Below are 22,406 nucleotides of genomic sequence, written 5' to 3'. Positions count from 1 at the left end.
GCGGCCCGCATGCCCGCGCCCGTGACCGGGCGCATCGCGGCATCGCTGCTGGCCGCCGCGCTGGCCGCCTGGGGCTGCGCGCCCGCGCGCACGACCGCGCCGCACGCCGCCGCCGATCCGGCCGACGCGCCGCTGCTGATCGCGCGCGCGCCGGCGCTGTTCGTCTCGGACGGGCCCGAGCATGACGGCAACATCGCCCAGGCCGCGGCCGCCCACGCCCATGCGCTGCGCTCGGGCGCGCGGCGCGCGCGCAAGACCGACGCGCGCCATGCGCCGCTGATCTTCGGCGCGCCCGAGGGCCGCGCCTTTCTGACCGCCCCCGCCGCGGGTCGCGCGCTGGCCATCGGCGCGCCGCCCCCAAGCTGCCCGGCCCGCGCCGCATCCGCAGGCGCCTCCGGGGACGACGCGCAGGCGGGCATGGCGGCGCTGGCCGCGTGCCGCGCGCAGCTGCGCCGGGCCGGGCGCGAGGATGGATGCGGCTGCGCGCTGATCGCGGTCGGCGACGCGCTGACCGCTCCGCCCGACGCCTACGCCTATGCGCCCGGCGCCGGCGCGCGGGTTCTGGGGCCGGCCTGGGGCCTGGCGCTGACCCTCGCCTCGCGCGAGGAGCCCGCCGCAGGCGGCGCGCGGCGGCTGACCTTCCACCCCGCTCCGGGCGAGCGGCTGCGCGTATTGATCCGGCCCGACGACACGGCCGAAGCCGAGCTCCGCGGCCCGGACGGGCCGACGCGGCTGACCGGATCGCGCCGCGCGCTGGGCCTCGAGCGCGGCCGCTTCGCCGAGGTGCTGACCCTGCGCGATCCGCGGGGCCGGCCGCTGGTCGTGGCCGCCGGACTGGCCCCGCCCGCGCTCGAAACCGTCGCCGCCGCGACGCTGCGCCGCGCGCTGCGGCGCTGAGGGCGGCGGCGCTCAGCCCTTGCAGCCGCCGCGATCGCCTTCGGCCCGCGTCCAGGTCTGCGACTTGCCGAAGATGGGCAGGCCGACATAGCCGCGCAGATGCAGCTTGCCGTCGTCGCGAACCTCCATGCGCGCGCTGTAGGTCTCGCCATCCTCGGCGTTGTAGATCTGGCCGCCCGTCCACACGCCCGGCTTCTCGCGCGAGAAGCCCGAAAGGAACGTCATGCCGCACAGGGGGCGCTCGCGCAGCGCCGGATCGGGATTGGCCGCGTCCGTCTGCGGCGCGCCGCTTTCGTCCTTCGGCCTGGCGAGCCAGACGATGGCGCCGCAGGCCGATTCGCCCGCGCATGGGGCGATGCGCACGATCGCCGAACCCGATTCGACCAGCCATTCGCCGAAGGCGGGGTCCTGCTCGACCGCCCCCGCAACGCCCGCCGCGGCGATCATGGCCGCCGCCGCTCCTGACGCAAACCAACGCATGCTCTTCTCCCTTGCTGCGCCCGCCGCGCCGACGGGCTCGTTGGAAGGTAGCGCCCGCGCGCCGCGGCGCCAGCCCCCGCGCGCCGCCCCTTCCACCGGCGCCGCTTCGGGCCTAGCCTGCGCGGCCACGGACAAGCCCGCCGCCCGCGGCGGCCCAGCGCAATGGAGAGCAGATGTTCCAGAGCTTCGACGATTCGGCCGATCCCTCGCAGGGTCCGGCGCGGCTGGCCGCGCTGCGCGCGCGCATGAAGGCGGCCGGGCTGGACGGCTTTCTGATCCCGCGCGCCGACGCGCATATGGGCGAGCAGGTGGCCCCGCGCGACGAGCGCCTGGCCTGGCTGACCGGCTTCACCGGCTCGGCCGGGCTGTGCGTCGCGCTCGAGACGCGCGCGGCGCTGTTCGTGGATGGGCGCTACGACATCCAGGCGCGCGCGCAGACCGACCCCGCCAGCTTCGAAATCCGCCGCATCGAGACCGAGCGCCCCGAGGCCTGGCTGCGCGAGGCCCTGCCCGAGGGCGGGCGCCTGGGCTACGATCCGTGGCTGCATCCGCGCGACGAGCTCGACCGCCTGACTAGGGCCGTGCGCGCGCGCGGCGGCGAGATGGCGCCGGTCGAGAACCTTGTGGACGCGATCTGGACCGACCGGCCCCCGGCCCCGTCCGCGCCGGCCTTCATCCACCCCGAGCGGCTGGCGGGCGAAAGCGCCGCCTCCAAGCGCGCGCGGCTGGGCGCCGAGCTGGCCGCCGAGGGGCTGGACGCCGCCGCGCTGACGCTGCCCGATTCGATCTGCTGGCTGCTCAACATCCGCGGCGCCGACGTGCCGCGCACCCCGGTGGTGCAGGCCTTCGCGCTGCTGCATGCCGATGGCCGCGCGCAGCTTTTCGCCGATCCGGCCAAGTTTGACGCGCAGCTGCGCGCGCATCTGGGCCCCGACGTCTCGCTGGCGCGGGCCGAGGATTTCGGCCCCGCGCTCGACGCCATGAAGGGGCGCAAGGTGGCGGTGGACCGCGCCAGCGCGCCGGCGGCGGTGTCCGAGCGGCTGAGCGCGGCGGGGGCCGAGATCGTGTGGCGGCGCGATCCGTGCATCCTGCCCAAGGCGGTCAAGAACGCCGCCGAGCTGGCCGGCGCGCGCGCCGCCCATCGCATGGACGGCGCCGCGCTCAGCCGCTTCCTGCGCTGGCTGGCGGCCGAGGCGCCGGGCGGCGCGCTGACCGAGATCGACGTCGTCGTCCAGCTCGAGCGCATGCGCGCCGAGACCGGGCGGCTGCACGACATCTCGTTCGACACGATCTGCGGCGCCGGCCCGCATGGGGCGATCGTCCATTACCGCGTCACCCGCGCCACCAACCGCGCGGTGCGGCCGGGCGACGTGCTGCTGATCGACAGCGGCGGCCAGTATCCCGAGGGCACCACCGACGTCACCCGCACCGTCGCCGTCGGCGCCGCGCCCGAGGCGGCGCGGCGCGCCTTCACCCTGGCGCTCAAGGGCATGATCGCGGTGTCTTGCGCGCGCTGGCCCAAGGGGCTGACGGGCCGCGATCTGGACCCGCTGGCGCGCGCGGCGCTGTGGCGCGCGGGGCTGGATTACGACCACGGCACGGGCCATGGCGTCGGCGCCTTCCTGAGCGTGCACGAGGGGCCGCAGCGCCTGTCGCGCCGCACCGACGAGCCCTTGCTGCCCGGCATGATCCTGTCCAACGAGCCCGGCGTCTATCGCGAGGGCGCATGGGGCATCCGCATCGAGAACCTGCTGGCCGTCGCGCCCGCGCAGATCCCCGAGGGCGGCGAGCGCGAGATGCTGAGCTTCGAGACGCTGACCCTTGCGCCCATCGACCGGGCGATGATCGCGCCCGATCTGCTTGCGCCCGACGAGCGCGCATGGCTCGACGCCTATCACGCGCGGGTGCTGGCCGAGATCGGGCCGCTGCTCGAGGACGAGGACGCCGCCTGGCTGGCCGAGGCCTGCGCCCCGCTCTGAGCGCCTTGCGCGCAGGGGCGGCGCGATCCCGCCGCCGGGGTCCGTGCGCGCCATGCGCCTTGCGACAGGGCCCGGCCGGCGCGCGCGCCCGGACGCGGCGGCCTGGCCCCGCGACCCTGGCCCGGCGACCTGGCCCGGCGATCCGTGCGCGATCTCCTGGCCGGGACGCGGGCGCGGACGCGGCGCCTGGCGGCGTTGCCGCGCCCGCCGGGCCGCCGCGCGGCGGCTTGAAGCGGCTTCGGGGCCGCTTCGGGGCGGCTTCGGGGCGGCGTCGCTGCGGGGCGCCGCCTTGCCGCATCGCCGCCGCGGCCGCGCGCGTCCCGGCCCAAGGCGCAGCGGCCGGCGGGCCCCGGCCGCGACGGGGGCAAGCGCGGGGCGGCGGCGGACGGGCGGCGGCGGACGGGCGGCGGCGGACGGGCGGCGGCGGACGGGCGGCGGACGGGCGGCGGCGCGGGGCGTTCAGCCATGCTCTTCGCGCAGGTTCTCCTCCAGCACGCGCACATAGGCGCGCAGCGCGTCCAGGTGAAAGACCGCGCCGATCAGCTCGGGGCGACCGTCCTCGCCCTCGGCCACCACGGGCAGCATCGGGCCAGAATGACGGGCGAACATCGGCAGCGCCCGCTCGAGCGTGTCGTCCATGCGCAGAACCGCCCCCTGCTCGATCAGGGCCTGCGCCGCGCTCAGCGAGGGGCCGTCCTCGGCGCCGGCCAGGCGCATCACGTCGCGCACCGCGATGGTGGCGGGCGCCCAGCGATGCGGTCCCTCGGCCAGATGCAGGTTGCGCCGTTCAAGCTGGGTGAGGAAGAAGCTGCGGTCCACCATGCGCGAGGCCACCAGGGTCGAGAGCGACACCGACGCCATCACCGCCAGCCCCGCCTGCCAGTCGCCCGTCAGCTCGAACACGATCAGCGTGGTCGAGATCGGCGCGCCCAGCACCGCCGCCGCGACCGCGCCCATCCCCGCCAGGGCGTAAAGCGTCTGCCCCCCGGACATGGCCGGAAAGAGCGCCACCGCCACCGTGCCGAAGGCCAGCCCCGTCAGCGCCCCCATCATCAGCGAGGGCGAGAACACGCCGCCGCCCATGCGCCCGCCGAAGGTGATCGCCACCGCCGCGGCCTTGACCACGGCGAACAGCACCGCCTCGCGCAGGCCCAACGCGCCGGTCAGCGCGCGCGAGGTGGTCTCGTAGCCCACGCCGATGATGTGCGGAAAGCGCAGCGCGATCAGCCCCAGCAGCAGCCCCGCCGCCGCCGGGCGCGCCCAGGCCGGGATGCGCAGCAGCGCCTGCGCCCGGTCGCCCACATCCTCGGCCAGGAAGATGGCGCGCATCAGCGCCACCGCCGTCAGCCCGCACACCAGCCCCAGCAGAAGAAAGGCCGGCAGCTCCTGATAGAAGCTCAGCGACTGGGGCGGCAGAACGAACTCGGTCACGTTCCCCATCGTCGCACGGCCCAGCGCCGCCCCCGCGATCGAGGCGATGACGATCGGCGCGTAGGCGTGCAGGGCGAAGTGACGCAGGATCACCTCCTGCGCGAACAGCGCGCCGGCGATGGGCGCGTTGAAGCTGGCCGACACCGCGGCCGCCACGGCGCAGCCCATCAGGTCGCGCGCGGTCATGGGCGTGGCGCGGATGCGCTCGGACACCCAGGACGAGATCACCGCCGCCAGATGCACCACCGGCCCTTCGCGCCCGCTCGAGCCGCCGGTGGACAGCGTCACCAGCGACGCCGCCGCCGAGGCCAGCCCCGCGCGCAGCTCGACCCTGCCTCGGCGCAGGGCCGCGCCCTCGATCACATGCGCCACCGAGCGCGCCTTGCCGTCATCGGTGAAGCGGCTCAGGATCCATCCCACCAGCGCCCCGCCCAGCACCGGCACGCCCACCACCACGGCCCAGTGCGTGCGCTCGAGCGTCGAGTGCAGCCGCACGTCGTCGGCGCCGTAGATCAGAGTCTGGATCTGTGAGATCGCCAGGCGGAACAGGATCGCCGCGCCCCCCGCGGCCAGGCCCAGGAACAGGGCCATGAGCCAGAACTGCGCCTGGCCCGGGCCGCGCTGGCGCAAGGCGCTCCAGCCCTCGACGGCGGCGCGGCGGGCCGCCACGCGCCCGCGCCGCAGGGCCGCGGCGGCGCGGCGTCTGGCATGACGGCGCAGGCGCTCGCGCGCTCGGGGCGCGGCTGCGCCGGCGCCGCCGCGCGCCGACCCGTCGCCGGCCGCGCCTGACGGCCCGGGCGCCGCGCCCGCCGCGTCGTCCCCCATGTCGTCCCCAGCCTCGTTCCCCGCGTCGCCTCCGGCGGCGGCCAACCCTCGGCGCGCCTTGGCCTCGTCGTTCCCCATGCCCTCTCGCCCTTTCGCGGGGCGGCCCCGCCGGCCGCCTTCGCCTGCGCGCGTGCGGCCTCAGCCCTTGCGGCGGATGCCCACGCTGGCCCCCGCCCGTTCGGGGCGCGGCAGCCCCGCCTGCGCCTCGGCCAGCGCGCGGATCCGCGCCAGCGCCCAGTCGGGATAGGGCGTCGAGCGGCGCCTTTCCAGATCCACGTTCACCACCAGCTGCTCGGTCGTCGCGCGCAGCGACCCGTCCGAGGCGCGCTTCATCTCCATGTAGAGATGCAGCTTCTTCTCGTCATGGTCGAGCAGCCGCATCTCGATGAAGAAGCGCTCTCCCTCGAGCAGCTCGCCCACATAATGCAGCGTCTGCTGCACCACATAGGGGCCCATGCGGTGATCGCGGGCATAGGCCTCGCCGATGCCCAGCACCTCGTCGAAGATGTGGTCGGCGCCCTTGTCGAAGGCCATGGTGTAGTAGGCCACGTTCATGTGCCCGTTGTAGTCGATCCACTCGGGCGGCACGACCAGCTCGGGGCCGCGGATGGGCGCGGCCTCGAAAACGGGCGCGCCGGCGCCCGGGGCTTGTCCGGATGCGCCCTGCGGGGCGGCGTCCGCGCGATCTGTCATGGGGTCCGTCCTCCTTGCTGTCGCTTGGCCCGCGAAGAGCACACGTTTTTCCGCGCCATGGCAAGCGCCCCGCCCCGCGCCCGCGCCGCGCGCCTTGCGCCGGGCGCGCGCGCCGTTATCGTCGAAGCCGAGCAAGGGAGGGCGCGCATGTCCATCGAGAACGCCATCGAACGGCTGGAAGCGATGCTGGGGCCGCGGCTGTCGACCGCCGCCGCCATTCGCGAACACCACGGCCGCAACGAGACCTACTACCCCGTCACCCCGCCCGACGCCGTCGCCTTTCCCGAGACGACCGAGGAGGTGGCCGCCATCGTGCGCCTGTGCGCCGAAGAGCGCTGCCCGATCGTGCCCTGGGGCGTGGGCACCTCGCTCGAGGGGCACGCCCTGGCCTTCGAGGGCGGGCTGAGCCTGGACATGAGCCGCATGGACCGGATCCTGGAGGTGCACGAGGCCGACATGGACGCGGTGGTCCAGCCCGGCGTGACGCGCAAGCGCCTGAACGAGGAGCTGCGCGCCACGGGCCTGTTCTTTCCGGTCGATCCGGGCGCGGACGCGACGCTGGGCGGCATGGCCGCGACGCGCGCCTCGGGCACCAACGCGGTGCGCTACGGCACGATGCGCGAGAACGTGCTGGCGCTCGAGGCGGTGCTGGCCGACGGGCGCGTGATCCGCGCCGGCACGCGGGCGCGCAAGTCCTCGTCGGGCTATGACCTCAAGAACCTGATCGTGGGCTCGGAGGGCACGCTGGCGGTCATCACCGAGCTGACCGTGCGCCTGCATGGCCAGCCCGAGGCGGTCAGCGCCGCGACCTGCGCCTTCGAGACCGTGGGCGGCGCGGTCAACGCCTGCATCGAGACGATCCAGAGCGGCATCCCCGTCGCGCGCATCGAGTTCCTGGACGCCGCCTCGATCGCCGCCTTCAACGATTACGCCGGCTTCGACCTGCCCGTGCGCCCGCACCTGTTCCTCGAGTTCCACGGCTCCGAGGCCGGGGTCGCCGAGCAGGCCGCGCGCTTTGGCGAGATCGCCGACGAGCACGGCGCGCAGGGCTTCCGCTGGACATCCGACGCCCAGGAGCGCAACCGCCTGTGGTCCGCGCGGCACAACGCCTATTTCGCCTTTAAGGCGCAGCGCCCCGGCGCGCGGGCGCTGACGACGGATGTGTGCGTGCCCATCTCGCGCCTGGCCGAGGCGATCGAGGCGGCCGCCGCCGACATCGCCCAGAGCCGCCTGAGCGGCTCGATCCTGGGCCATGTGGGCGACGGCAACTTCCACGTCGCCTACCTGCTCGACCCCGACTCGCCCGAGGACCTGGAAGAGGCCAGGCGCCTGACCCACCGCATGAACCTCAACGCCCTGGCGCTGGGCGGCACCGTGACGGGCGAGCATGGCGTCGGCCGCGGCAAGATCCCCTACATGGCCGCCGAGCATGGCGAGGCCTGGCAGGTCATGGCGCAGATCAAGCGCACGCTGGACCCGCTGAACATCCTCAACCCCGGCAAGGTCGTGCAGATCAACTGACGGTGAAAGGAGCGCCCATGCCCGCCGAAGCCCATATCGACCCCGAGCGCGCGGCCTTCGAGGCCTTCAAGGCCCTGCCCCGCGACGCGCCGATCGAGATGCTCAACCTCGTCGCCCTGCGCGCGCGCGCGGCCTATCCCGAAGACCGCCCCGAGGCGGCCGAGGGGCTGACCGGCGCGCAGGCCTATGCGCGCTACGGCGCCGCTTCGGCGCCCGTGTTCAAGCGCGTGGGCGGGCGCATCGTCTGGCGCGGGCGCCCCGAGCTGACGCTGATCGGCCCACGGGACGAGCGCTGGGACATCGCCTTCGTCGCCCGCTATCCCGATACGGCGGCGTTCCTGGCCATGGTCACCGATCCCGAATACCGCCGCGCGGTGACGCATCGACAGGCGGCGGTGCGCACCTCGCGCCTCATCCGCTGCGCCCCCGCCGAGGGGGCCGACGCCTTCGGCTGACGGACGCGCGGCGGGGCCGTCGGGGCGCCTTCGCCCCGGCCCGGCGCCGCGGCGCACCCGCTCCGGCCGCGCCGATCGCCAGGATGACGGCGCCGCGCCCCTTTCCCGCGCGCGAACGCGCAATGCCGCGCCGCGTCCGCCGGTCGCGGGGCGAGAGGCCGCGCCTTCGAAACCGCCCCGCATCGCTCGCGGCGCCCGCCGCCGACGGCGCGGGGCGCGCCCAAGGCTGCCGCCGGGCGCGCGCCCAGCGTCGCGCCGGGCCGGCGCCGGACGCGACGGGCTGCGGGTCGGGCCGGGCCGGGCCGCGTGTTTCGCGCCGCGTAGGCCCGGCGCCGATGACGGAAAATTGATCGGCGCCGGAGCGGGTCCGGGGGCGCGGCCGGGGCGCGCCCCCCGGCGGGCCGGCGCCCCCGGCCCCTTCGGCCCGCGCCGCCGCGGGGCGCCGGTTCGGTGCGCGCCGGGCGGTCAGCCCGCCAGCAGGGCCCGGGCGGCCTCGCGCGCGGCGTCGGTGATGGACTCGCCCGCCAGCATGCGCGCCAGCTCGTCCTCGCGCTCGGCCGCCGACAGGGGTTTGACGGTGGTGCGCGCCACGCCGCCCTCGACCGCCTTGGCGATGTGGAAGTGATGCGCCGCGCGCGCCGCCACCTGGGGCGAGTGCGTCACGACCAGCACCTGCGCCCCCTGCGCCAGCCGCGCCAGCCGCCGGCCCACCGCATCGGCCGTGGCGCCGCCGACGCCGCGGTCGATCTCGTCGAAGATCATGGTCTGCGCGCCGCCGCGCCCGGCCAGGCACACCTTCAGCGCCAGCAAGAAGCGCGACAGCTCGCCCCCCGAGGCGATGCGCGCCAGCGGGCCGGCGGGCGCGCCGGGGTTGGGCGCGACCATGAACTCGACCCGATCGACGCCCTCGGGGCCGGGCGAGTCGGGGGCGATCAGGGTGTCGAAGCGCGCGCGCTCCATCTTCAGCGGCGCCAGCTCGCGCGCCACCTCGGCGTCCAGCCGCGACGCGGCCGCGCGCCGGCGCTCGGACAGCGCCTGCGCGGCCGCGTCGTAATCCGCCCGCGCCGCGCGCGCCGCCTGTTCGAGCTCGGCGATGCGGTCCTCGCCCGCGTCAAGGTCGCGCAGACGCGCCGACAGGGCGCGCGCCAGCTCGGGCAGCTCGTCAGGCTGGACGCGATGCTTGCGGGCCAGCGCGCGCAGGGCGAAAAGCCGCTCCTCGACCGCCTCGAGCCGCATCGGGTCGAGGTCGAGCGCCTCGAGCGCGTCCTCGACCCCCGCCTGCGCCTCGGCCAACTCGGCCAGCGCGCGCTCGAGCGCGGCGAGCGGCCCGTCGAGCCGCCCCTCGGCCGCCTCGGCCGCGCCGTCGAGCCAGCGCAGCGCGTCGTTCATCGCCCCCTCGGCGCCGTCGCGGCCGAGCGCCTGGGCGGCGCGGGCGACGTCCTCGCGGATGCGGGCGGCGGCGCGCAGCATGCGCCGCTCGGCGTCCAGGCGCTCGTCCTCGCCCGGCTCGGGCGCAAGCTCTTCCAGCTCGGCCACGGCATGGCGCAGGAAATCGGCGTCGCGGGCGGCCTCTTCAAGCCGCGCGCGCGCCCGGGCCAGGGCGGCGTCGGCCTCGGCCGCGGCGCGCCAGGCGGCGCGCAGGCGCGCCAGATCGGCCTCGGCCTCGGCATAGGCGTCGAGGATGGCGCGATGCCCGCGCGGGTTCAGAAGGCCGCGGTCGTCATGCTGGCCGTGGACCTCGACCAGCGTCTCGGCCAGTCGGCGCAGGGCCTCGGTCGAGACGCGGCGGTCGTTGACGAAGGCGGCGCTGCGCCCGCCCGCCGCCACGCGCCGGCGCAGCACCAGCTCGTCATCGGGGGCGTCGATGCCCAGCTCGTCCAGCACGGCGCGGGCGGGCGCGCCCGGCGGCAGCTCGAAGGCGGCCGCGGCCCAGCCCTCCGCGGCGCCGGCGCGCAGCATGTCCGCCCGCCCACGCCCGCCCAGCGCGAAGCCCAACGCGTCGAGCAGGATCGACTTGCCGGCGCCGGTCTCGCCCGTCAGCACGTTGAGCCCCGGCGCGAAGTCGAGCGACAGCCGCTCGATCAGGACGATGTCGCGGATCTCGAGGCTGCGCAGCATGGGTCAGAGAGTCGAGCCCGTGACCACCCGGCGGAAGGCGCGGCTGATCCAGCTTTCGCGGTTCTCGAAGGGCGCGATGTCGGCGCCCTGCAACAGCGCGTAGCTGGCCTGATACCAGTCCGATCCGGGGAAGTTGTAGCCCAGCACGGCGGCGGCGGTGCGCGCCTCGTCCTCGACGCCCAGCGCCAGATAGGCCTCGACCAGGCGGTGGAGCGCCTCGGGGGTGTGCGAGGTGGTCTGGTAGCGCGTCAGCACCACCTTGAAGCGGTTGATGGCGGCGATGTAGTTGCCCTGCCCCAGGTAATAGCGGCCGACCAGCATCTCCTGCCCGGCCAGCTGGTCGCGCGTCAGGTCGATCTTGAGCTGCGCCTCGCGAGCGTATTCCGAATCCGGGTAGCGGCGCACGACCTCTTCCAGCTCCTGCAGCGCCATGCGCGCGGCGCGCTGGTCGCGCTTGACGTCGAGGATGCGGTCATACCACGACATGCCGATCAGATACTGCGCATAGGGGCTGTCGGGGTCCGAGGGGAAGAAGTCCAGAAAGCGCTGCGCCGCCGCGATGGCGCGGTCGAACTCGGCGCCCTGGTAATAGGCGAAGGCGGCCATGATCATGGCCCGCCGCGCCCATTCCGAATAGGGGTGGACGCGCTCGAGCTCCTCGAAGGTTTCGCCGGCCTTGACCGGGTCGCCGTCGTTCAGCTGCGCCTCGGCCTCCTGGTAGATGCTGGCGGCCGAACGCCCCGCGTACGGATCTGCGAAGGGGTCCTTGTCGCCGCCCGAAGAGCAGGCGGACAGCGCCAGAATGGCCGCGGCGATGAGGGCGAAACGAGGCATGGGCGCCTTTCTCCAGCAGGTCTGTTCAAGCCACGAGGCCCGCCGCGGAGGATGCATCCCGCGGCGGGCCTCGTCAGTTAGCACAACCTTGCGCCGCGCGTCACGCCAAGAGGCGCGCGCGCCCTCAGTTCGCGGCGATGCCCAGCGTGCGCCAGCCCCCCGGCTCGGAGCTTTCGTAGCGCCAGGCGTCGGGGCGGCGGAACAGCTCGCGCAGCAGCAGGTTGGTCATCTCGTGCCCGGCCTTGCGCGCGACGTAGCGCCCCACGATCGGCGCGCCGGCCAGCGACAGGTCGCCCACCGCGTCCAGCATCTTGTGGCGGACGAACTCGTCCGGGTGGCGCAGGCCCTCGGGGTTGAGGACGGCGCCGCGATCGACCACGATCGCGTTCTCGAGCGAGCCGCCCAGCGCCAGCCCCATGCTGCGCAGCATGTCCACCTCTTCCTTGCGGCAGAAGGTGCGGCTGTCGTGCAGATGCTCGAGGAAGGCGCCGTTGACCAGGCGCAGGCGCTTGGACTGGGCGCCGATGGCGGGGTCGTCGAACTCGATGCCGAAGTCGATCTCGAAGCTGTCCGAGGGTTCGAGCCGCGCCAGGCGCCCGCCCTCGCGCACCTCGACGGGGGCGAGGATGCGGATGACGCGGTCCTCGCCCTCGACCAGGCGCAGGCCGACGCGGGCGATGGCCTCGGCGAAGGGCCGCGAGGAGCCGTCCATGATCGGCGCCTCGGGGCCGTCGATCTCGATCAGCGCGTTGTCCACGCCGCAGCCGGCGAGGGCGGCCATTACATGCTCGACCGTCGAGACCGAGGCCCCGTCGGCGTTGGCCAGGCGCGTGCACAGCCGCGTGTCGCACACCGCGTCGTAGCGGGCGGGGATCATCGGATCGACGCCGCGCAGGTCGGTGCGCTTGAACCAGATGCCGTATTCGCCCGAGGCGGGAAGGATGCGCATGCGCGCGGGCGCGCCGCTGTGAAGGCCGCGTCCTTCGAAACTCAGCTCGCTCTTGACCGTGGTCTGCACCGCTTCGTCCTCTCGCCTGTCGTTCTTGTTGTGATCGTGGAGATACGGAATGGGAACGTTCAAGGCAAATAAAGCATTATGTCGCTTTGCAACATCGCTCACGGAGCGGGGACAAGGCATTGCGCGCAAAGAAATACCCGCCCGGCGAACCGGGCGGGCCAAAGCCTGGGACGCGGCGCCGCGTCAGTTGGCCTGACGGCGCAGGAAGGCGGGGATGTCGCGCTGGCGGTCCTCGTCGGTCAGATCGGCGCCGCCCACGCGCGGCTCGCGATGCGGGCGCGGGGCGGCGGCCTCGGCGCCGCCGGTCATGCGGTGGATCAGGCTGCTGATGCCGAAGCGGCCGCGCTCGGCATCGTCGGCGCGCGGGGCGGCCGGACGGGCCGCGGACGCGGCCGGGCGCGCGGGCTGGGCGGGCGCGGCGGCGGGGCGCTCGGCCGGACGCTCGGCGGGGCGCTGAGGCCGCGGGGCGGCGTCTTCGGGCTGCTTGCGCACCGCCTCGCGCAGGCGGGCCAGCACCTCGGGCGAGGGCTCGACCTCGCGCGCGGCCTGGGCCGGGGTCTCGGGCGGCGGCGCGATGAAGGCGTCGTCGCGCGCAACGGCGGCCGGGGCGACGCGGGCCGCCTCGGGCGCGGGCGCGGCTTCGGGGGCCGGCGCCGCGGGGGCCTCGGCGCGCGCGGCGGGGGCCTGGGCGGCCTCCTGGCGCGCGGGCGCGGCGATGTCCGAGACCGGCGTCGCCACGTCGCGGCGCGGCGCCTCGCCCGCGGCCGCGGGGGCCTCGGCGTCGATGCCGGTGGCCACGACCGAGACGCGCATCACGCCCTCGATCTCGGGGTCCAGGGTCGAGCCGACGATGATGTTCGCGTCGGGGTCCACCTCCTGGCGGATGCGGTTGGCGGCCTCGTCCAGCTCGAACAGCGTCAGATCGTAGCCGCCGGTGATGTTGATGAGCACGCCGCGCGCGCCCTTCAGGCTGATCTCGTCCAGAAGCGGGTTGGCGATGGCCTTCTCGGCGGCCTGGATGGCGCGGTTCTCGCCCTCGGCCTCGCCGGTGCCCATCATGGCCTTGCCCATCTCGTCCATCACCGAGCGCACGTCGGCGAAGTCGAGGTTGATCAGGCCCGGCCGCACCATCAGGTCGGTCACGCCCTTGACGCCCTGATACAGCACGTCGTCGGCCATCATGAAGGCCTCGGCGAAGGTGGTGCGCTCGTTGGCCAGGCGGAACAGGTTCTGGTTCGGGATGATGATGAGGGTGTCCACCACCTTCTGCAGCTCGGCGATCCCGCCCTCGGCCTGGCGCATGCGCTTGGCGCCCTCGAAGTGGAAGGGCTTGGTCACCACGCCCACGGTCAGCACGCCCATCTCGCGCGCGGCGCGGGCGATGACCGGCGCGGCGCCGGTGCCGGTGCCGCCGCCCATGCCCGCGGTGATGAAGCACATGTGCGCGCCCGACAGATGCTCGACGATCTCGTCGAGCGATTCCTCGGCCGCGGCGCAGCCCACCTCGGGCTTGGCGCCGGCGCCCAGCCCCTGGGTGACGCCCGTGCCCAGCTGGATGCGGCGCGTGGCGCGCGACTGCTGCAGGGCCTGCGCATCGGTGTTGGCGACGACGAACTCGGCGCCCTCGAGCGCCTTGTCGATCATGTTGTTGACCGCGTTGCCGCCCGCGCCGCCGACGCCGAACACCGTGATGCGCGGGCGGAGCTCGGACTGCTCCGGCATTACCAGATTGAGGGACATTGGAACCGCCTGTTCTTGTTGCTGCTGCTCGTGTCGTTCTTTTTGTCTTTGCGACGAAAGTATCTCAAAGCGACAGGCCGGTCACGCGCGAATTGCGCCCGCGCCGGTCACCAGTTGTCCCGGAACCAGCGCACCGCCCGCCGCAGCCGCGTCGCGCCGTCCAGCGCCGAGGGCGCCTCGAAGTCCCAGAACTCGTCCTGCGGGCGCACCGCGTAGGCGGCCAGCCCGACGATGGCCGAGAAGGCCGGCCCCGAGGCCGACTGCGGCAGCCCGCCGATGCGCAGCGGCCGCCCCGCGCGCACGCGCTGGCCCAGGATGCGCCGCGCCACCTCTTCGAGCCCCGGCACCTGCGAGCCGCCCCCCGTCAGCACCACCCGCCGCGAGGGCAGCGCCTCGAACCCGGCCCGGTCGAGCGAGGCGCGCACCTCCTCGAGGATCTCCTCGAGCCGGGGGCGGATCACCCCGATCAGCGCCGAGCGCGAGATGCGCCGCTCGTCCTCGGCCGCGCCCAGGCGCGGGGCGGCGATCAGCTCGCGGTCGTCCATGCCGGTGGCCACCGCGCCGCCGTGAAGGGTCTTGATGCGCTCGGCCTGCTGGAAGGGGATCGAGAAGGCCTCGGAAACGTCGCGCGTCACATGCGCGCCGCCGACCCGCGCCGCGTCGGCGTAGATCAGCTGCTTGCGCAGGAAGATCGAGACCGAGGTCACTCCGGCGCCCATGTCCACGCAGGCGGCGCCCAGCTCCTGCTCGTCCTCGACCAGGCTCGACAGCCCCGCCGCATAGGGCGCGCAGACCACCCCCGCCAGCTCCAAGTCGCAGCGGCGCACGCAGCGCGCGAGGTTGCGCAGCGGGCCCGAGGCGACCGACAGCACGTGCATGTCCACCGACAGCCGCCGGCCGTTCATGCCGCGCGGATCGTTCAGAAAGCTTTGCCCGTCCACGGTGAAGTTGACCGGCAGCGCGTGCAGGATCTCGCGCCCCTCCTCGAGCGGCGGCTCGGGGCAGGCGGCCAGGGCGCGGGCCACGTCGGCCTCGGTCACCTCGCCCGATTCGACGTCCACGTCGGCGCTGGCGCCGAAGCTGACCGGCCGCGCGCCCGGCAGCACGCCGATGACCTGATCGACGCGCACGCCGGCCATCTTCTCGGCCGTCTGCAGCGCGGTGCGGATGGCGCGCCCGGCCTCTTCCATGTCCACGATCTCGCCCAGGCGCACGCCGCGCGACTGCGTCACGCCGGCGCCGACGACGCGCATGGCGCCGAAGCCGCCCAGGCGTCCGTCCTCGGCCCCCGCGGCCGCCAGCCGCGCGGGATCGACGCGCAGGATGAAGCAGGCCGTCTTGGCCGTGCCCACGTCCAGAACCCCCACAAGCCCGCGTCGGAGCGCCGAGCGGAGATGCTCGCGCATGTGGCGTTGCGCGGCGAAGGCGGCGCTTTTCATGCGTCTTCTCCCTCCTTGATCGCGCGCAGCCGCAACAGCTGCGTCAGGGCGCGGCCGGTCAGCCGCAGGGTCGGCCGCGACGGGTCGCGCATGTCCACCGCCAGAAGGTCGCGCGACAGAAGGTCCTCGGCCGCGTCCAGCGCCAGCACCCGCGCCAGCGCATCCTCGGCGCCGGTCTCGGGCAGCATGACGCGCATGTCGGGGCTGTCGTGCTCGACGACCGCGCCCTGCGCGCGGGCGCGGGCATACTCGGCCGCCGCCGGTCCGGTCAGCACCAGGTCCCAGCGCCGGTCGCCCACGCGCACCAGCCCGCGCACCCGGTCGGCCAGCCGCGCGGCGCGGCGCGCCAGGGCCAGCGCCTCGGGCACGGCCCGGTTCGCGCCCGGCCCGGCGATCAGCGGCAGGTCGGGACGGTCGGCGCGGCGGACCACGGGGCCGATCGCCACGCCCTCGGCGTCAACCAGCAGCAGCTGCCCCTCGAAGCGCCACAGCGCGACGGGCGCGCGCTCGGTCAGCGCCACGCGCAGCGCGCCGGCCGGGGTGATCGCGGCCGAGGCGCTCAGCACGCCGGGCACGGTCTCGACCTCGGCGCGCAGGGCGGCAAGGTCCAGGTCCAGCGACGACGCCGGCAGGCGCAGGTCCAGCCGCCGCGCCACGCGCGCGCGCAGCTCGGCCGAGCCGCCCTCGAGTTCGAGCCGCGAGACGGCGAATTCGGGCCGCTCGGCCAGCGCGCGGCGCAGGTCCTGCAGCCCCTCGCGCGCCGCCACCCATGCGGCTTCCTGCCCCCACAGCCACGCGCCCAGCGCCAGCAAGAGCGCCGGCGGCGCCAGGCGGCGCAGCGCGAAGCGCACCGAGGCGCGGCGCATGAGCCGCTCGAGCCGGAAGCGCCAGAGCGAGGGCGACGGATCGCGCCGCCCGCGCCGCGGCCGGCCGGGCGCGGCCGAGAGGGGGCGCGGGCTCAGCGGTCGCATGAGGCGTCCTCGACCAGCCAGGCGTTCAGCGCCTCGAAGGAGATGCCGCATGCCGCCGCCTGCTCGGGCGCCAGCGAGGTGGGCGTCATGCCCGGCTGGGTGTTGACCTCGAGCAGCGCCAGCCCCTCGAGGCCGCGGCGCTCGTCCCAGCGCAGATCCGCGCGGCTCAGCCCGCGGCAGCCCAGCGCCGCATGGGCGCGCGCGGCGATGTCGAGGCAGGCTGCGAAGACCGCGTCGGGGATCTGCGCGGGAACCACATGCTCGGACCCGCCGGGCGCGTATTTGGCCGCATAGTCATACCAGGCGCCGGCGCGCGGCACGATGTCGGTCACCGTCAGCGCGCGCGGCCCGTCCGCCTCGCCCAGCACGGCCACGGTCAGCTCGCGCCCGGGCACGAAGGCCTCGACCATCAGCCGCTCGGGCATGTCGGGGCCGGGGGGCGGCGGGGGCGGGTCGCCCTCATGCACGATGAGGATGCCCACCGACGAGCCCTCGGCCACGGGCTTGACGACATAGGGGGGCTCCATGGGGTGCGCGTCGCCCAGCTCGGCGCGCGACAGCGCGCGCCCCGGCGCCACGGGCAGGCCGGCGGCGGCGAAGACCTGGCGCGCGCGCAGCTTGTCCATGGCCAGCGCCGAGGCCAGCACGCCCGAATGGGTGTAGGGAATGCGCCGCCACTCGAGCAGGCCCTGCACGCAGCCATCCTCGCCCCAGCGCCCGTGCAGGGCGTTGAAGGCGACATCGGGCGCGGCCTCGGACAGGCGCGCGTCCAGATCGTCTCCGGCGTCGATCTCCTCGACGGCGTATCCTGCCGCGCGCAGCGCCTCGGCGCAGGCCGCGCCCGAGACGAGAGAGACCTCGCGCTCGGCCGACCGGCCCCCCTTGAGGACCGCAACGCGGGTGGATGCCCTGCTCGACATGCCCGCCTCGTTCCCTTGCGGCCTTTCAGGCCGCCTTATCGTTGTTTACGCCCTGTTCACGGCGTTTGACGAATCATTGACGGCAAATGGTTTAGGAACCGTTAACTCGCGCCGCCGGCGCGCCCGGCGCCCCCTGCCCCGCGGCCCCTTCGCCGGCGATCCCTTCGCCGGCGGCCTCGGGCGGAGCCGGAACGCCGATCCGCGCTATCTCCCACTCTAGCCGCACGCCGCTGTTCTCGAAAACCCTTTTTCGGACCTCCTCGCCCAGCCCCTCGAGATCGGCCGCCGTCGCGCCGCCGACGTTGAGCAGGAAATTGGCGTGCTTGTCCGAGATCATCGCCCCGCCGCGCCGCAGGCCGCGGCAGCCGGCCTGGTCGATCAGCCGCCAGGCCTTCATGTCGTGCACGTCGTCCGCCCGCCCGGTCGAGGAATAGCCCGCCGGGTTGCGGAAGGTCGAGCCGCAGCTGCGCGCGCGCACGGGCTGGCTGGCCTCGCGGCGGGCGACGTATTCCTGCATCAGCGCCTCGATGCGCGCGCGATCGCCCGGCGCGCCGCGCAACGTCGCCTCGATCACGATCAGGTCGGGCGGCAGGTCGCTGCTGCGATAGGCGAAGCCGATCTCGGCCGCGCTCAGGCGCACCAGGCGCCCCGCGCGGTCGATGGCGGCGATCTCCTCGACCACGTCGGCCATGTAGGCGCCGTAGCAGCCAGCGTTCATGCGCACGGCCCCGCCGACGGCGCCGGGAATGGTGCGCAGGAACTCGAGCCCCGAGACGCCCGCCGCCGCCGCCGCCCGCGCCACATGCGAGTCCAGCGCCGCCGCCCCCGCGATCACGCGCTCGCCCTCGACGCGCACCTGCGCGAAGGCGCGCCCCAGGCGCACCGACAGCCCCGGCAGCCCGCCGTCGCGGATGATCAGGTTCGAGCACACCCCGAGCGGCGTCACCTGCAGCCCCTCGGGCGCCGCGGCCAGCACGGCGCGCAGATCCTCGGCGTCGGCGGGCTGGAAGAACAGCTCGGCCGGGCCGCCCACGCGCAGCCAGCTCAGATCGGCCAGCGGGCGCATGGGCGTCAGGCGCCCGCGCGGGCGCGGCAGGCTTGCGGCCAGCGCATCGGGATCGAAAGCGCGGGGGGCGGTCATGCCTGTCCTCCTGCAAGGGCGGCCAGCGAAAGGGCGACGCCGATCCACGGAACCGCCCGCGGCACGTCCGGCGCGCCGGGCGGCGGCGGTCCGGCGCGCTTGAGGCGGATGAGCGCCACGTTCACCGCCGCGAACACCGCCAGCACGACCGACGCGCTGGCATGGGCCAGCGACAGCACCGGCGCCGCCAGCGCCGCCGCCGTCAGCGCCCCCGCCACCGCCGCCGCCGCGCGCGCCGGCGCCCCGAGGCGCGGATGCACATGGCGAAAGAAGGCCAGCGCCGGAACGGACTTCGCCACGCCGTAAAGCATGCGCGAGCCCATCACCACCTGCGCCAGGATGCCATTGAGCGCCCCGGCCGCCGCCGCCAGCGCCAGCGCGCCGCCCCAGCCGGGCAGGCCCCGCTCGACCACCAGCGCCAGCGGCCGGTCGCTGGCGGCAAGCTCGGCGACGGGAACGGCGCGCATCGCCGCCAGCGCCGTCAGCGCGTAAAGCGCCGCCACCAGCGCCAGCGCGCCCAGGACCGCGCGCGGCATGTTGCGCGCCGGATCGCGGGTTTCCTCGGCCATGTTCACCATGTCCTCGAAGCCGATGAAGGCGAAGAAGGCCAGCACCACCGCCGCGCCCAGCCCCGCCGGAACCGGCCCCGGCCCGTGGGCGTCCAACGCCTGCCAGTCGGCGGCGGGCGGCGCAACGAAGCCGGCCGCGATGGCCAGCCCCAGCCCGCCCGTCTCGGCCAGCGTCAGCGCCGCCGCCATGGCCAGCGAGCCGACCGCGCCGATGGCCGCCGCCGCGCCCAGCCCCGCGCCCATGGCGACGATCAGCGCCCAGCGCGGCGCCTCGATCAGCGCGCCCAGATAGCCCGCCCCCGCCTGCAGCACCGCCGCGCCGGACATGATCGCGCCGCCCAGGATCGCCGCCGCCACGGCCAGCCCCGCCATGGGCAGGCCGAAGGCCTCGCGCAGATAGGCCGCCTCGCCGCCCGCTTCGGGCAGACGCGCCGACAGCTCGGCATAGGACAGCGCCGTCGGCAGCGCGACCAGCGCGGCCAGAAAGAACGCCGCCGGCGCCCAGCCCCCGGCCAGCGCCGCCACCTGCCCGATCAGCGCATAGATCCCGGCGCCGACCATGATGCCGACGCCGTAAAGCGTCAGCAGCCCGGGCCCGAGCCGGCGCGGCAGGCCCTGCGGCGGGACGCCGTCGGCGGCGGGACGCACGGCCTCAGCCCTGCGCCGCGTCGGCCGCGGCCCCGGGGTCGTGATCGGCCCCGGGGGCGGGATCGGGGGCGGGGTCGGGGGCGGAATCGCCGCCCTGCGCAAGCCGCTCGGCCAGCTCATGCGCCCACTGGGTGATCGAGCCCGCCCCGAGGCACACCACCAGATCGCCCGGCGCGGCATGCGCGCGCACCAGATCGGGCAGCGCCTCGGGGCTTTCCAGCGCCACGGCGCAGCGATGGCCATGGGCGCGCAGCCCCGCCACCAGCGCGTCGCGGTCGGCGCCGGCGATCGGCGCCTCGCCGGCCGGGTAGACGTCGGCGATGGCCGCCACGTCGGCGTCGTTGAAGCACTTGCAGAACTGCTCGAACAACGAGCTCAGGCGGCTGTAGCGGTGGGGCTGGTGCACCGCGATCACGCGCCCGCGCGTCGCCTGGCGCGCGGCGCGCAGCACGGCGGCGATCTCGACCGGGTGGTGGGCGTAATCGTCGATCACCGTCACCCCGTTCCAGCTGCCGGCCCGGGTGAAGCGGCGGTTGACGCCGCCGAAGCCCGCCAGCCCCTCGCGGATGGCGTCGTCGGACAGGCCCAGCTCCAGCGCCACGGCGATGGCCGCCAGCGCGTTCTGCACGTTGTGATCGCCCGGCATGGGCAGCGTCAGCCCCTCGAGGCGGCGCTCGTGCGCGCCGGCCCGCACCCCGCGCCCGGCGCGGGCGATGACGTCGAAGCGCGCCGCGCCGTCGACATAGCGCAGGTTCACCCCGCACACATCCGCCTGCAGCGAGAAGCCGTAGGTGACCACGCGCCGATCGTCCACGCGCCCGACCAGGCTTTGCACCTCGGGATGGTCGATGCAGCAGATCGCGGCCCCGTAGAAGGGCAGGTTCGAGACGAACTGCTCGAAGGCGGCGCGCACGCCGTCGAAATCGCCGTAATGGTCCAGATGCTCGGGATCGATGTTGGTGACGATGGCGAGCGTCGCGGGCAGCTTGACGAAGGTGCCGTCGCTTTCGTCGGCCTCGACCACCATCCACTCGCCCGCCCCGAGGCGCGCGTTCGAGCCATAGGCGTGGATGACGCCGCCGTTGATCACCGTCGGGTCCAGCCCGCCGCGATCCAGCAGCGCCGCCACCATCGAGGTCGTCGTCGTCTTGCCATGCGTGCCGGCCACCGCCACGTTCGAGCGCAGGCGCATGAGCTCGGCCAGCATCTCGGCGCGGCGCACCACCGGCAGGCCGCGCGCGCGCGCGGCGTCCAGCTCGGGATTGCCGGGCTTGATGGCCGAGGAAATCACCACCACCTCGGCGCCGTCCAGGTTCTCGGCCCGCTGGCCGATGGCGATGCGCGCGCCCAGCTTGCGCAGCCGCTCCAGGATCGGGCCGTCGCGCAGGTCCGAGCCCTGCACGTCATAGCCCAGGTTCAGCATCACCTCGGCGATGCCGGACATGCCGATGCCGCCGATGCCGACGAAGTGGATCGGGCCGATGTCCTGCGGCAGGCGGGTGCCTGCGGCGGCGCGGCGAGCGGAAGCGGCGGTCGGGCTCATCGGTCGGGCTCCTTGCGGGACGGGGCGGCGGAAACGGGCGCAGGGCCGGGCGCGGCGGCGATCGGGGCGCGCGCGGCGACGCGCTCGACCAGATCGGCCAGACGCGCCCCGGCGTCCGGCACTCCCAGCGCGCGCGCGCGCGCGGCCATGTCCGCCGCCCGCGCGGGGTCGGACAGGATGGCGTGGATATGGGACGCCAGCGCCGAGGCCGTCAACCCGTCTTCGCGCAGCGCGACCGCCGCGCCCGCCTCGGCCGGGCCGCGGGCGTTGGCGCTCTGGTGATCGTCCATCGCCTGCGGGTAGGGGATCAGGATGGCGGGCCGGCCGATGGCGGTCAGCTCGGCCATGGTCGAGGCGCCCGCGCGGCTCAGCGCCAGATGCGCGCGCGCCATGCGGGCGGGAAGGTCGTCGAAGAAGGGCGCGACCTCGGCCTGCACGCCCAGCGCCGCCCAGGCCGCGCGCAGGGCCTCGGCGTCCTCGGGGCGGGCCTGCTGGGTCACCCGCAGCCGCGCGCGCATGTCCTCGGGCAGAAGCGCCGCCGCCGCGGGCGTCAGGCGCGAGAACGCCCGCGCGCCCTGGCTGCCGCCGAAGACCAGAAGGCGCAGCGGCCCGTCCGGGGCGGGCGGCGCGTAGGGAATGGCGGCCGCCCTGAGCGCGTCGGCGCGCAGCGGGTTGCCCGTGCGAACCAGGCGCGCGCCCGCGGGCGCGTTCGCCACCGGCCATGTTCCGCACGCCACCGCCGCCACGCGCGGGGCGAACAGGCGGTTGACGCGCCCCAGCACGCCGTTCTGCTCGTGGATCAGGCGCGGGCGGCCCGTCAGCGTCGCCGCCGCCAGCGCCGGCAAGGACGGATACCCGCCGAAGCCCGCGACCACGGCCGGGCGCGCGCGCGCGAACCAGGCGGCGGTCTCGGCCACGCCCAGCGCGATCAGCCCCGGCGCCGCCAGCTTCGCCGCCGCCCCGCCGCGCGCGAAGGTGGCGGCGCGGGCGCGGCGGCGGACGACCTCGGGCGGGAAGCCGCCGGCGAAGCGCAGGCCGCGCGCGTCCGAGCTGAGCGCCACGCGCCAGCCGCGGCGCAGCATCTCTTCGGCCAGGGCCTGGGCCGGGAACATGTGCCCGCCGGTGCCTCCGGCGGCGATGACGATGAGCGGGGTCATGATGCGGCGATCCTGCTGTGCTTCGCG

Annotated in this window: 17 protein-coding genes and 1 pseudogene; 4 read left to right on the top strand and 14 right to left on the bottom strand. The window is 75.3% G+C overall.

Translation table 11 applies throughout. The features are described 5' to 3' along the window. The first annotated feature begins 9 nt into the window (after nt 1-9). A complete protein-coding gene (locus BMW67_RS07095) occupies nt 10-897 on the top strand; it encodes a hypothetical protein (protein WP_072746229.1) in 888 nt (295 codons plus the stop codon). Between the two features lie 12 nt (nt 898-909). On the opposite strand, the gene BMW67_RS07090 is transcribed toward BMW67_RS07095, so the two are convergent. Then, a complete protein-coding gene (locus BMW67_RS07090) occupies nt 910-1,377 on the bottom strand; it encodes a DUF2147 domain-containing protein (RefSeq protein WP_083581133.1) in 468 nt (155 codons plus the stop codon). A gap of 173 nt (nt 1,378-1,550) precedes the next feature. Between BMW67_RS07090 and BMW67_RS07085 the strand changes: the two genes are divergently transcribed. Further along, the gene (locus BMW67_RS07085) at nt 1,551-3,356 is read left to right on the top strand and encodes an aminopeptidase P family protein (protein WP_072746231.1); all 1,806 of its coding nucleotides are present in this window, start codon (nt 1,551-1,553) and stop codon (nt 3,354-3,356) included. Between the two features lie 459 nt (nt 3,357-3,815). Here BMW67_RS07085 and BMW67_RS07080 read toward each other — a convergent pair whose 3' ends face one another. Both BMW67_RS07080 and BMW67_RS07075 read right to left on the bottom strand, forming a co-directional pair. Next, nucleotides 3,816-5,456 (bottom strand): chloride channel protein, encoded by a 1,641-nt coding sequence (locus tag BMW67_RS07080; protein WP_072746570.1) that lies wholly within the window; start codon nt 5,454-5,456, stop codon nt 3,816-3,818. Between the two features lie 294 nt (nt 5,457-5,750). Continuing rightward, a complete protein-coding gene (locus tag BMW67_RS07075; RefSeq protein ID WP_083581134.1) occupies nt 5,751-6,305 on the bottom strand; it encodes a thioesterase family protein in 555 nt (184 codons plus the stop codon). 147 nt (nt 6,306-6,452) lie between these two features. Here BMW67_RS07075 and BMW67_RS07070 point away from each other — a divergent pair, with 147 nt between their 5' ends. Beyond that, nucleotides 6,453-7,826, top strand: a complete 1,374-nt coding sequence (locus BMW67_RS07070; RefSeq protein ID WP_072746232.1) for an FAD-binding oxidoreductase — start codon at nt 6,453-6,455, stop codon at nt 7,824-7,826. Between the two features lie 17 nt (nt 7,827-7,843). Beyond that, entirely contained in the window at nt 7,844-8,281 is a 438-nt protein-coding gene (locus tag BMW67_RS07065) for a DUF1330 domain-containing protein (protein WP_072746233.1), read from the top strand. Between the two features lie 465 nt (nt 8,282-8,746). On the opposite strand, the gene recN is transcribed toward BMW67_RS07065, so the two are convergent. The 11 genes and pseudogenes from recN to BMW67_RS07010 form a co-directional block, all read right to left on the bottom strand. Continuing rightward, nucleotides 8,747-10,399, bottom strand: coding sequence for a DNA repair protein RecN (recN, locus tag BMW67_RS07060; protein WP_072746234.1), 1,653 nt, complete (start codon nt 10,397-10,399; stop codon nt 8,747-8,749). A gap of 3 nt (nt 10,400-10,402) precedes the next feature. Beyond that, nucleotides 10,403-11,233 (bottom strand): outer membrane protein assembly factor BamD, encoded by an 831-nt coding sequence (locus BMW67_RS07055; RefSeq protein ID WP_072746235.1) that lies wholly within the window; start codon nt 11,231-11,233, stop codon nt 10,403-10,405. Between the two features lie 124 nt (nt 11,234-11,357). Next, nucleotides 11,358-12,314 (bottom strand): UDP-3-O-acyl-N-acetylglucosamine deacetylase, encoded by a 957-nt coding sequence (gene lpxC, locus BMW67_RS07050; protein WP_072746236.1) that lies wholly within the window; start codon nt 12,312-12,314, stop codon nt 11,358-11,360. 120 nt (nt 12,315-12,434) lie between these two features. Then, on the bottom strand, nt 12,435-13,991 hold the full coding sequence (gene ftsZ / locus BMW67_RS07045) for a cell division protein FtsZ (protein WP_072746237.1): 1,557 nt from the start codon (nt 13,989-13,991) through the stop codon (nt 12,435-12,437). A 107-nt stretch (nt 13,992-14,098) separates the two neighbouring features. Beyond that, nucleotides 14,099-15,430 (bottom strand): cell division protein FtsA, encoded by a 1,332-nt coding sequence (ftsA, locus tag BMW67_RS07040; RefSeq protein WP_072746238.1) that lies wholly within the window; start codon nt 15,428-15,430, stop codon nt 14,099-14,101. After that, a complete protein-coding gene (locus BMW67_RS07035; protein WP_072746239.1) occupies nt 15,427-16,401 on the bottom strand; it encodes a cell division protein FtsQ/DivIB in 975 nt (324 codons plus the stop codon). Before BMW67_RS07035 ends, ftsA begins: the two co-directional genes overlap by 4 nt. Then, the gene (locus tag BMW67_RS07030) at nt 16,389-17,321 is read right to left on the bottom strand and encodes a D-alanine--D-alanine ligase (protein WP_072746240.1); all 933 of its coding nucleotides are present in this window, start codon (nt 17,319-17,321) and stop codon (nt 16,389-16,391) included. Before BMW67_RS07030 ends, BMW67_RS07035 begins: the two co-directional genes overlap by 13 nt. A 91-nt stretch (nt 17,322-17,412) precedes the next feature. After that, a complete protein-coding gene (gene murB / locus BMW67_RS07025; RefSeq protein ID WP_072746241.1) occupies nt 17,413-18,462 on the bottom strand; it encodes a UDP-N-acetylmuramate dehydrogenase in 1,050 nt (349 codons plus the stop codon). After that, nucleotides 18,459-19,679, bottom strand: a complete 1,221-nt coding sequence (locus BMW67_RS07020) for an APC family permease (protein ID WP_072746572.1) — start codon at nt 19,677-19,679, stop codon at nt 18,459-18,461. The genes murB and BMW67_RS07020 overlap by 4 nt, the downstream gene beginning before the upstream one ends. Nucleotides 19,680-19,770: 91 nt before the next feature. Next, a pseudogene (gene murC / locus BMW67_RS07015) lies at nt 19,771-21,222 on the bottom strand (UDP-N-acetylmuramate--L-alanine ligase); the annotation flags it as partial. Further along, nucleotides 21,219-22,379 carry a UDP-N-acetylglucosamine--N-acetylmuramyl-(pentapeptide) pyrophosphoryl-undecaprenol N-acetylglucosamine transferase gene (locus BMW67_RS07010; protein ID WP_072746242.1) on the bottom strand — a complete coding sequence of 387 codons (1,161 nt, stop codon included), beginning with the start codon at nt 22,377-22,379 and terminating at the stop codon, nt 21,219-21,221. The gene BMW67_RS07010 and the pseudogene murC, both read right to left, overlap by 4 nt. Between the last annotated feature and the right edge of the window lie 27 nt (nt 22,380-22,406).

The organism is Oceanicella actignis, assembly GCF_900111545.1.
GTDB classification, from domain to species: domain Bacteria; phylum Pseudomonadota; class Alphaproteobacteria; order Rhodobacterales; family Rhodobacteraceae; genus Oceanicella; species Oceanicella actignis.
The sequence above is the reverse complement of the archived record's forward strand: the minus strand, read 5'-3'. Positions and strand labels throughout refer to the sequence as shown.

Excerpts from the sequence above, each read along its gene's own strand:
- ftsZ (WP_072746237.1), bottom strand. The coding sequence starts at position 13,991 with ATGTCCCTCAATCTGGTAATGCCGGAGCAGTCCGAGCTCCGCCCGCGC.
- BMW67_RS07090 (WP_083581133.1), bottom strand. The coding sequence starts at position 1,377 with ATGCGTTGGTTTGCGTCAGGAGCGGCGGCGGCCATGATCGCCGCGGCG.
- BMW67_RS07095 (WP_072746229.1), top strand. The coding sequence starts at position 10 with ATGCCCGCGCCCGTGACCGGGCGCATCGCGGCATCGCTGCTGGCCGCC.
- BMW67_RS07065 (WP_072746233.1), top strand. The coding sequence starts at position 7,844 with ATGCCCGCCGAAGCCCATATCGACCCCGAGCGCGCGGCCTTCGAGGCC.
- recN (WP_072746234.1), bottom strand. The coding sequence starts at position 10,399 with ATGCTGCGCAGCCTCGAGATCCGCGACATCGTCCTGATCGAGCGGCTG.
- BMW67_RS07030 (WP_072746240.1), bottom strand. The coding sequence starts at position 17,321 with ATGTCGAGCAGGGCATCCACCCGCGTTGCGGTCCTCAAGGGGGGCCGG.
- BMW67_RS07055 (WP_072746235.1), bottom strand. The coding sequence starts at position 11,233 with ATGCCTCGTTTCGCCCTCATCGCCGCGGCCATTCTGGCGCTGTCCGCC.
- BMW67_RS07035 (WP_072746239.1), bottom strand. The coding sequence starts at position 16,401 with ATGCGACCGCTGAGCCCGCGCCCCCTCTCGGCCGCGCCCGGCCGGCCG.
- BMW67_RS07070 (WP_072746232.1), top strand. The coding sequence starts at position 6,453 with ATGTCCATCGAGAACGCCATCGAACGGCTGGAAGCGATGCTGGGGCCG.
- BMW67_RS07085 (WP_072746231.1), top strand. The coding sequence starts at position 1,551 with ATGTTCCAGAGCTTCGACGATTCGGCCGATCCCTCGCAGGGTCCGGCG.
- BMW67_RS07010 (WP_072746242.1), bottom strand. The coding sequence starts at position 22,379 with ATGACCCCGCTCATCGTCATCGCCGCCGGAGGCACCGGCGGGCACATG.
- BMW67_RS07075 (WP_083581134.1), bottom strand. The coding sequence starts at position 6,305 with ATGACAGATCGCGCGGACGCCGCCCCGCAGGGCGCATCCGGACAAGCC.
- ftsA (WP_072746238.1), bottom strand. The coding sequence starts at position 15,430 with ATGAAAAGCGCCGCCTTCGCCGCGCAACGCCACATGCGCGAGCATCTC.
- murB (WP_072746241.1), bottom strand. The coding sequence starts at position 18,462 with ATGACCGCCCCCCGCGCTTTCGATCCCGATGCGCTGGCCGCAAGCCTG.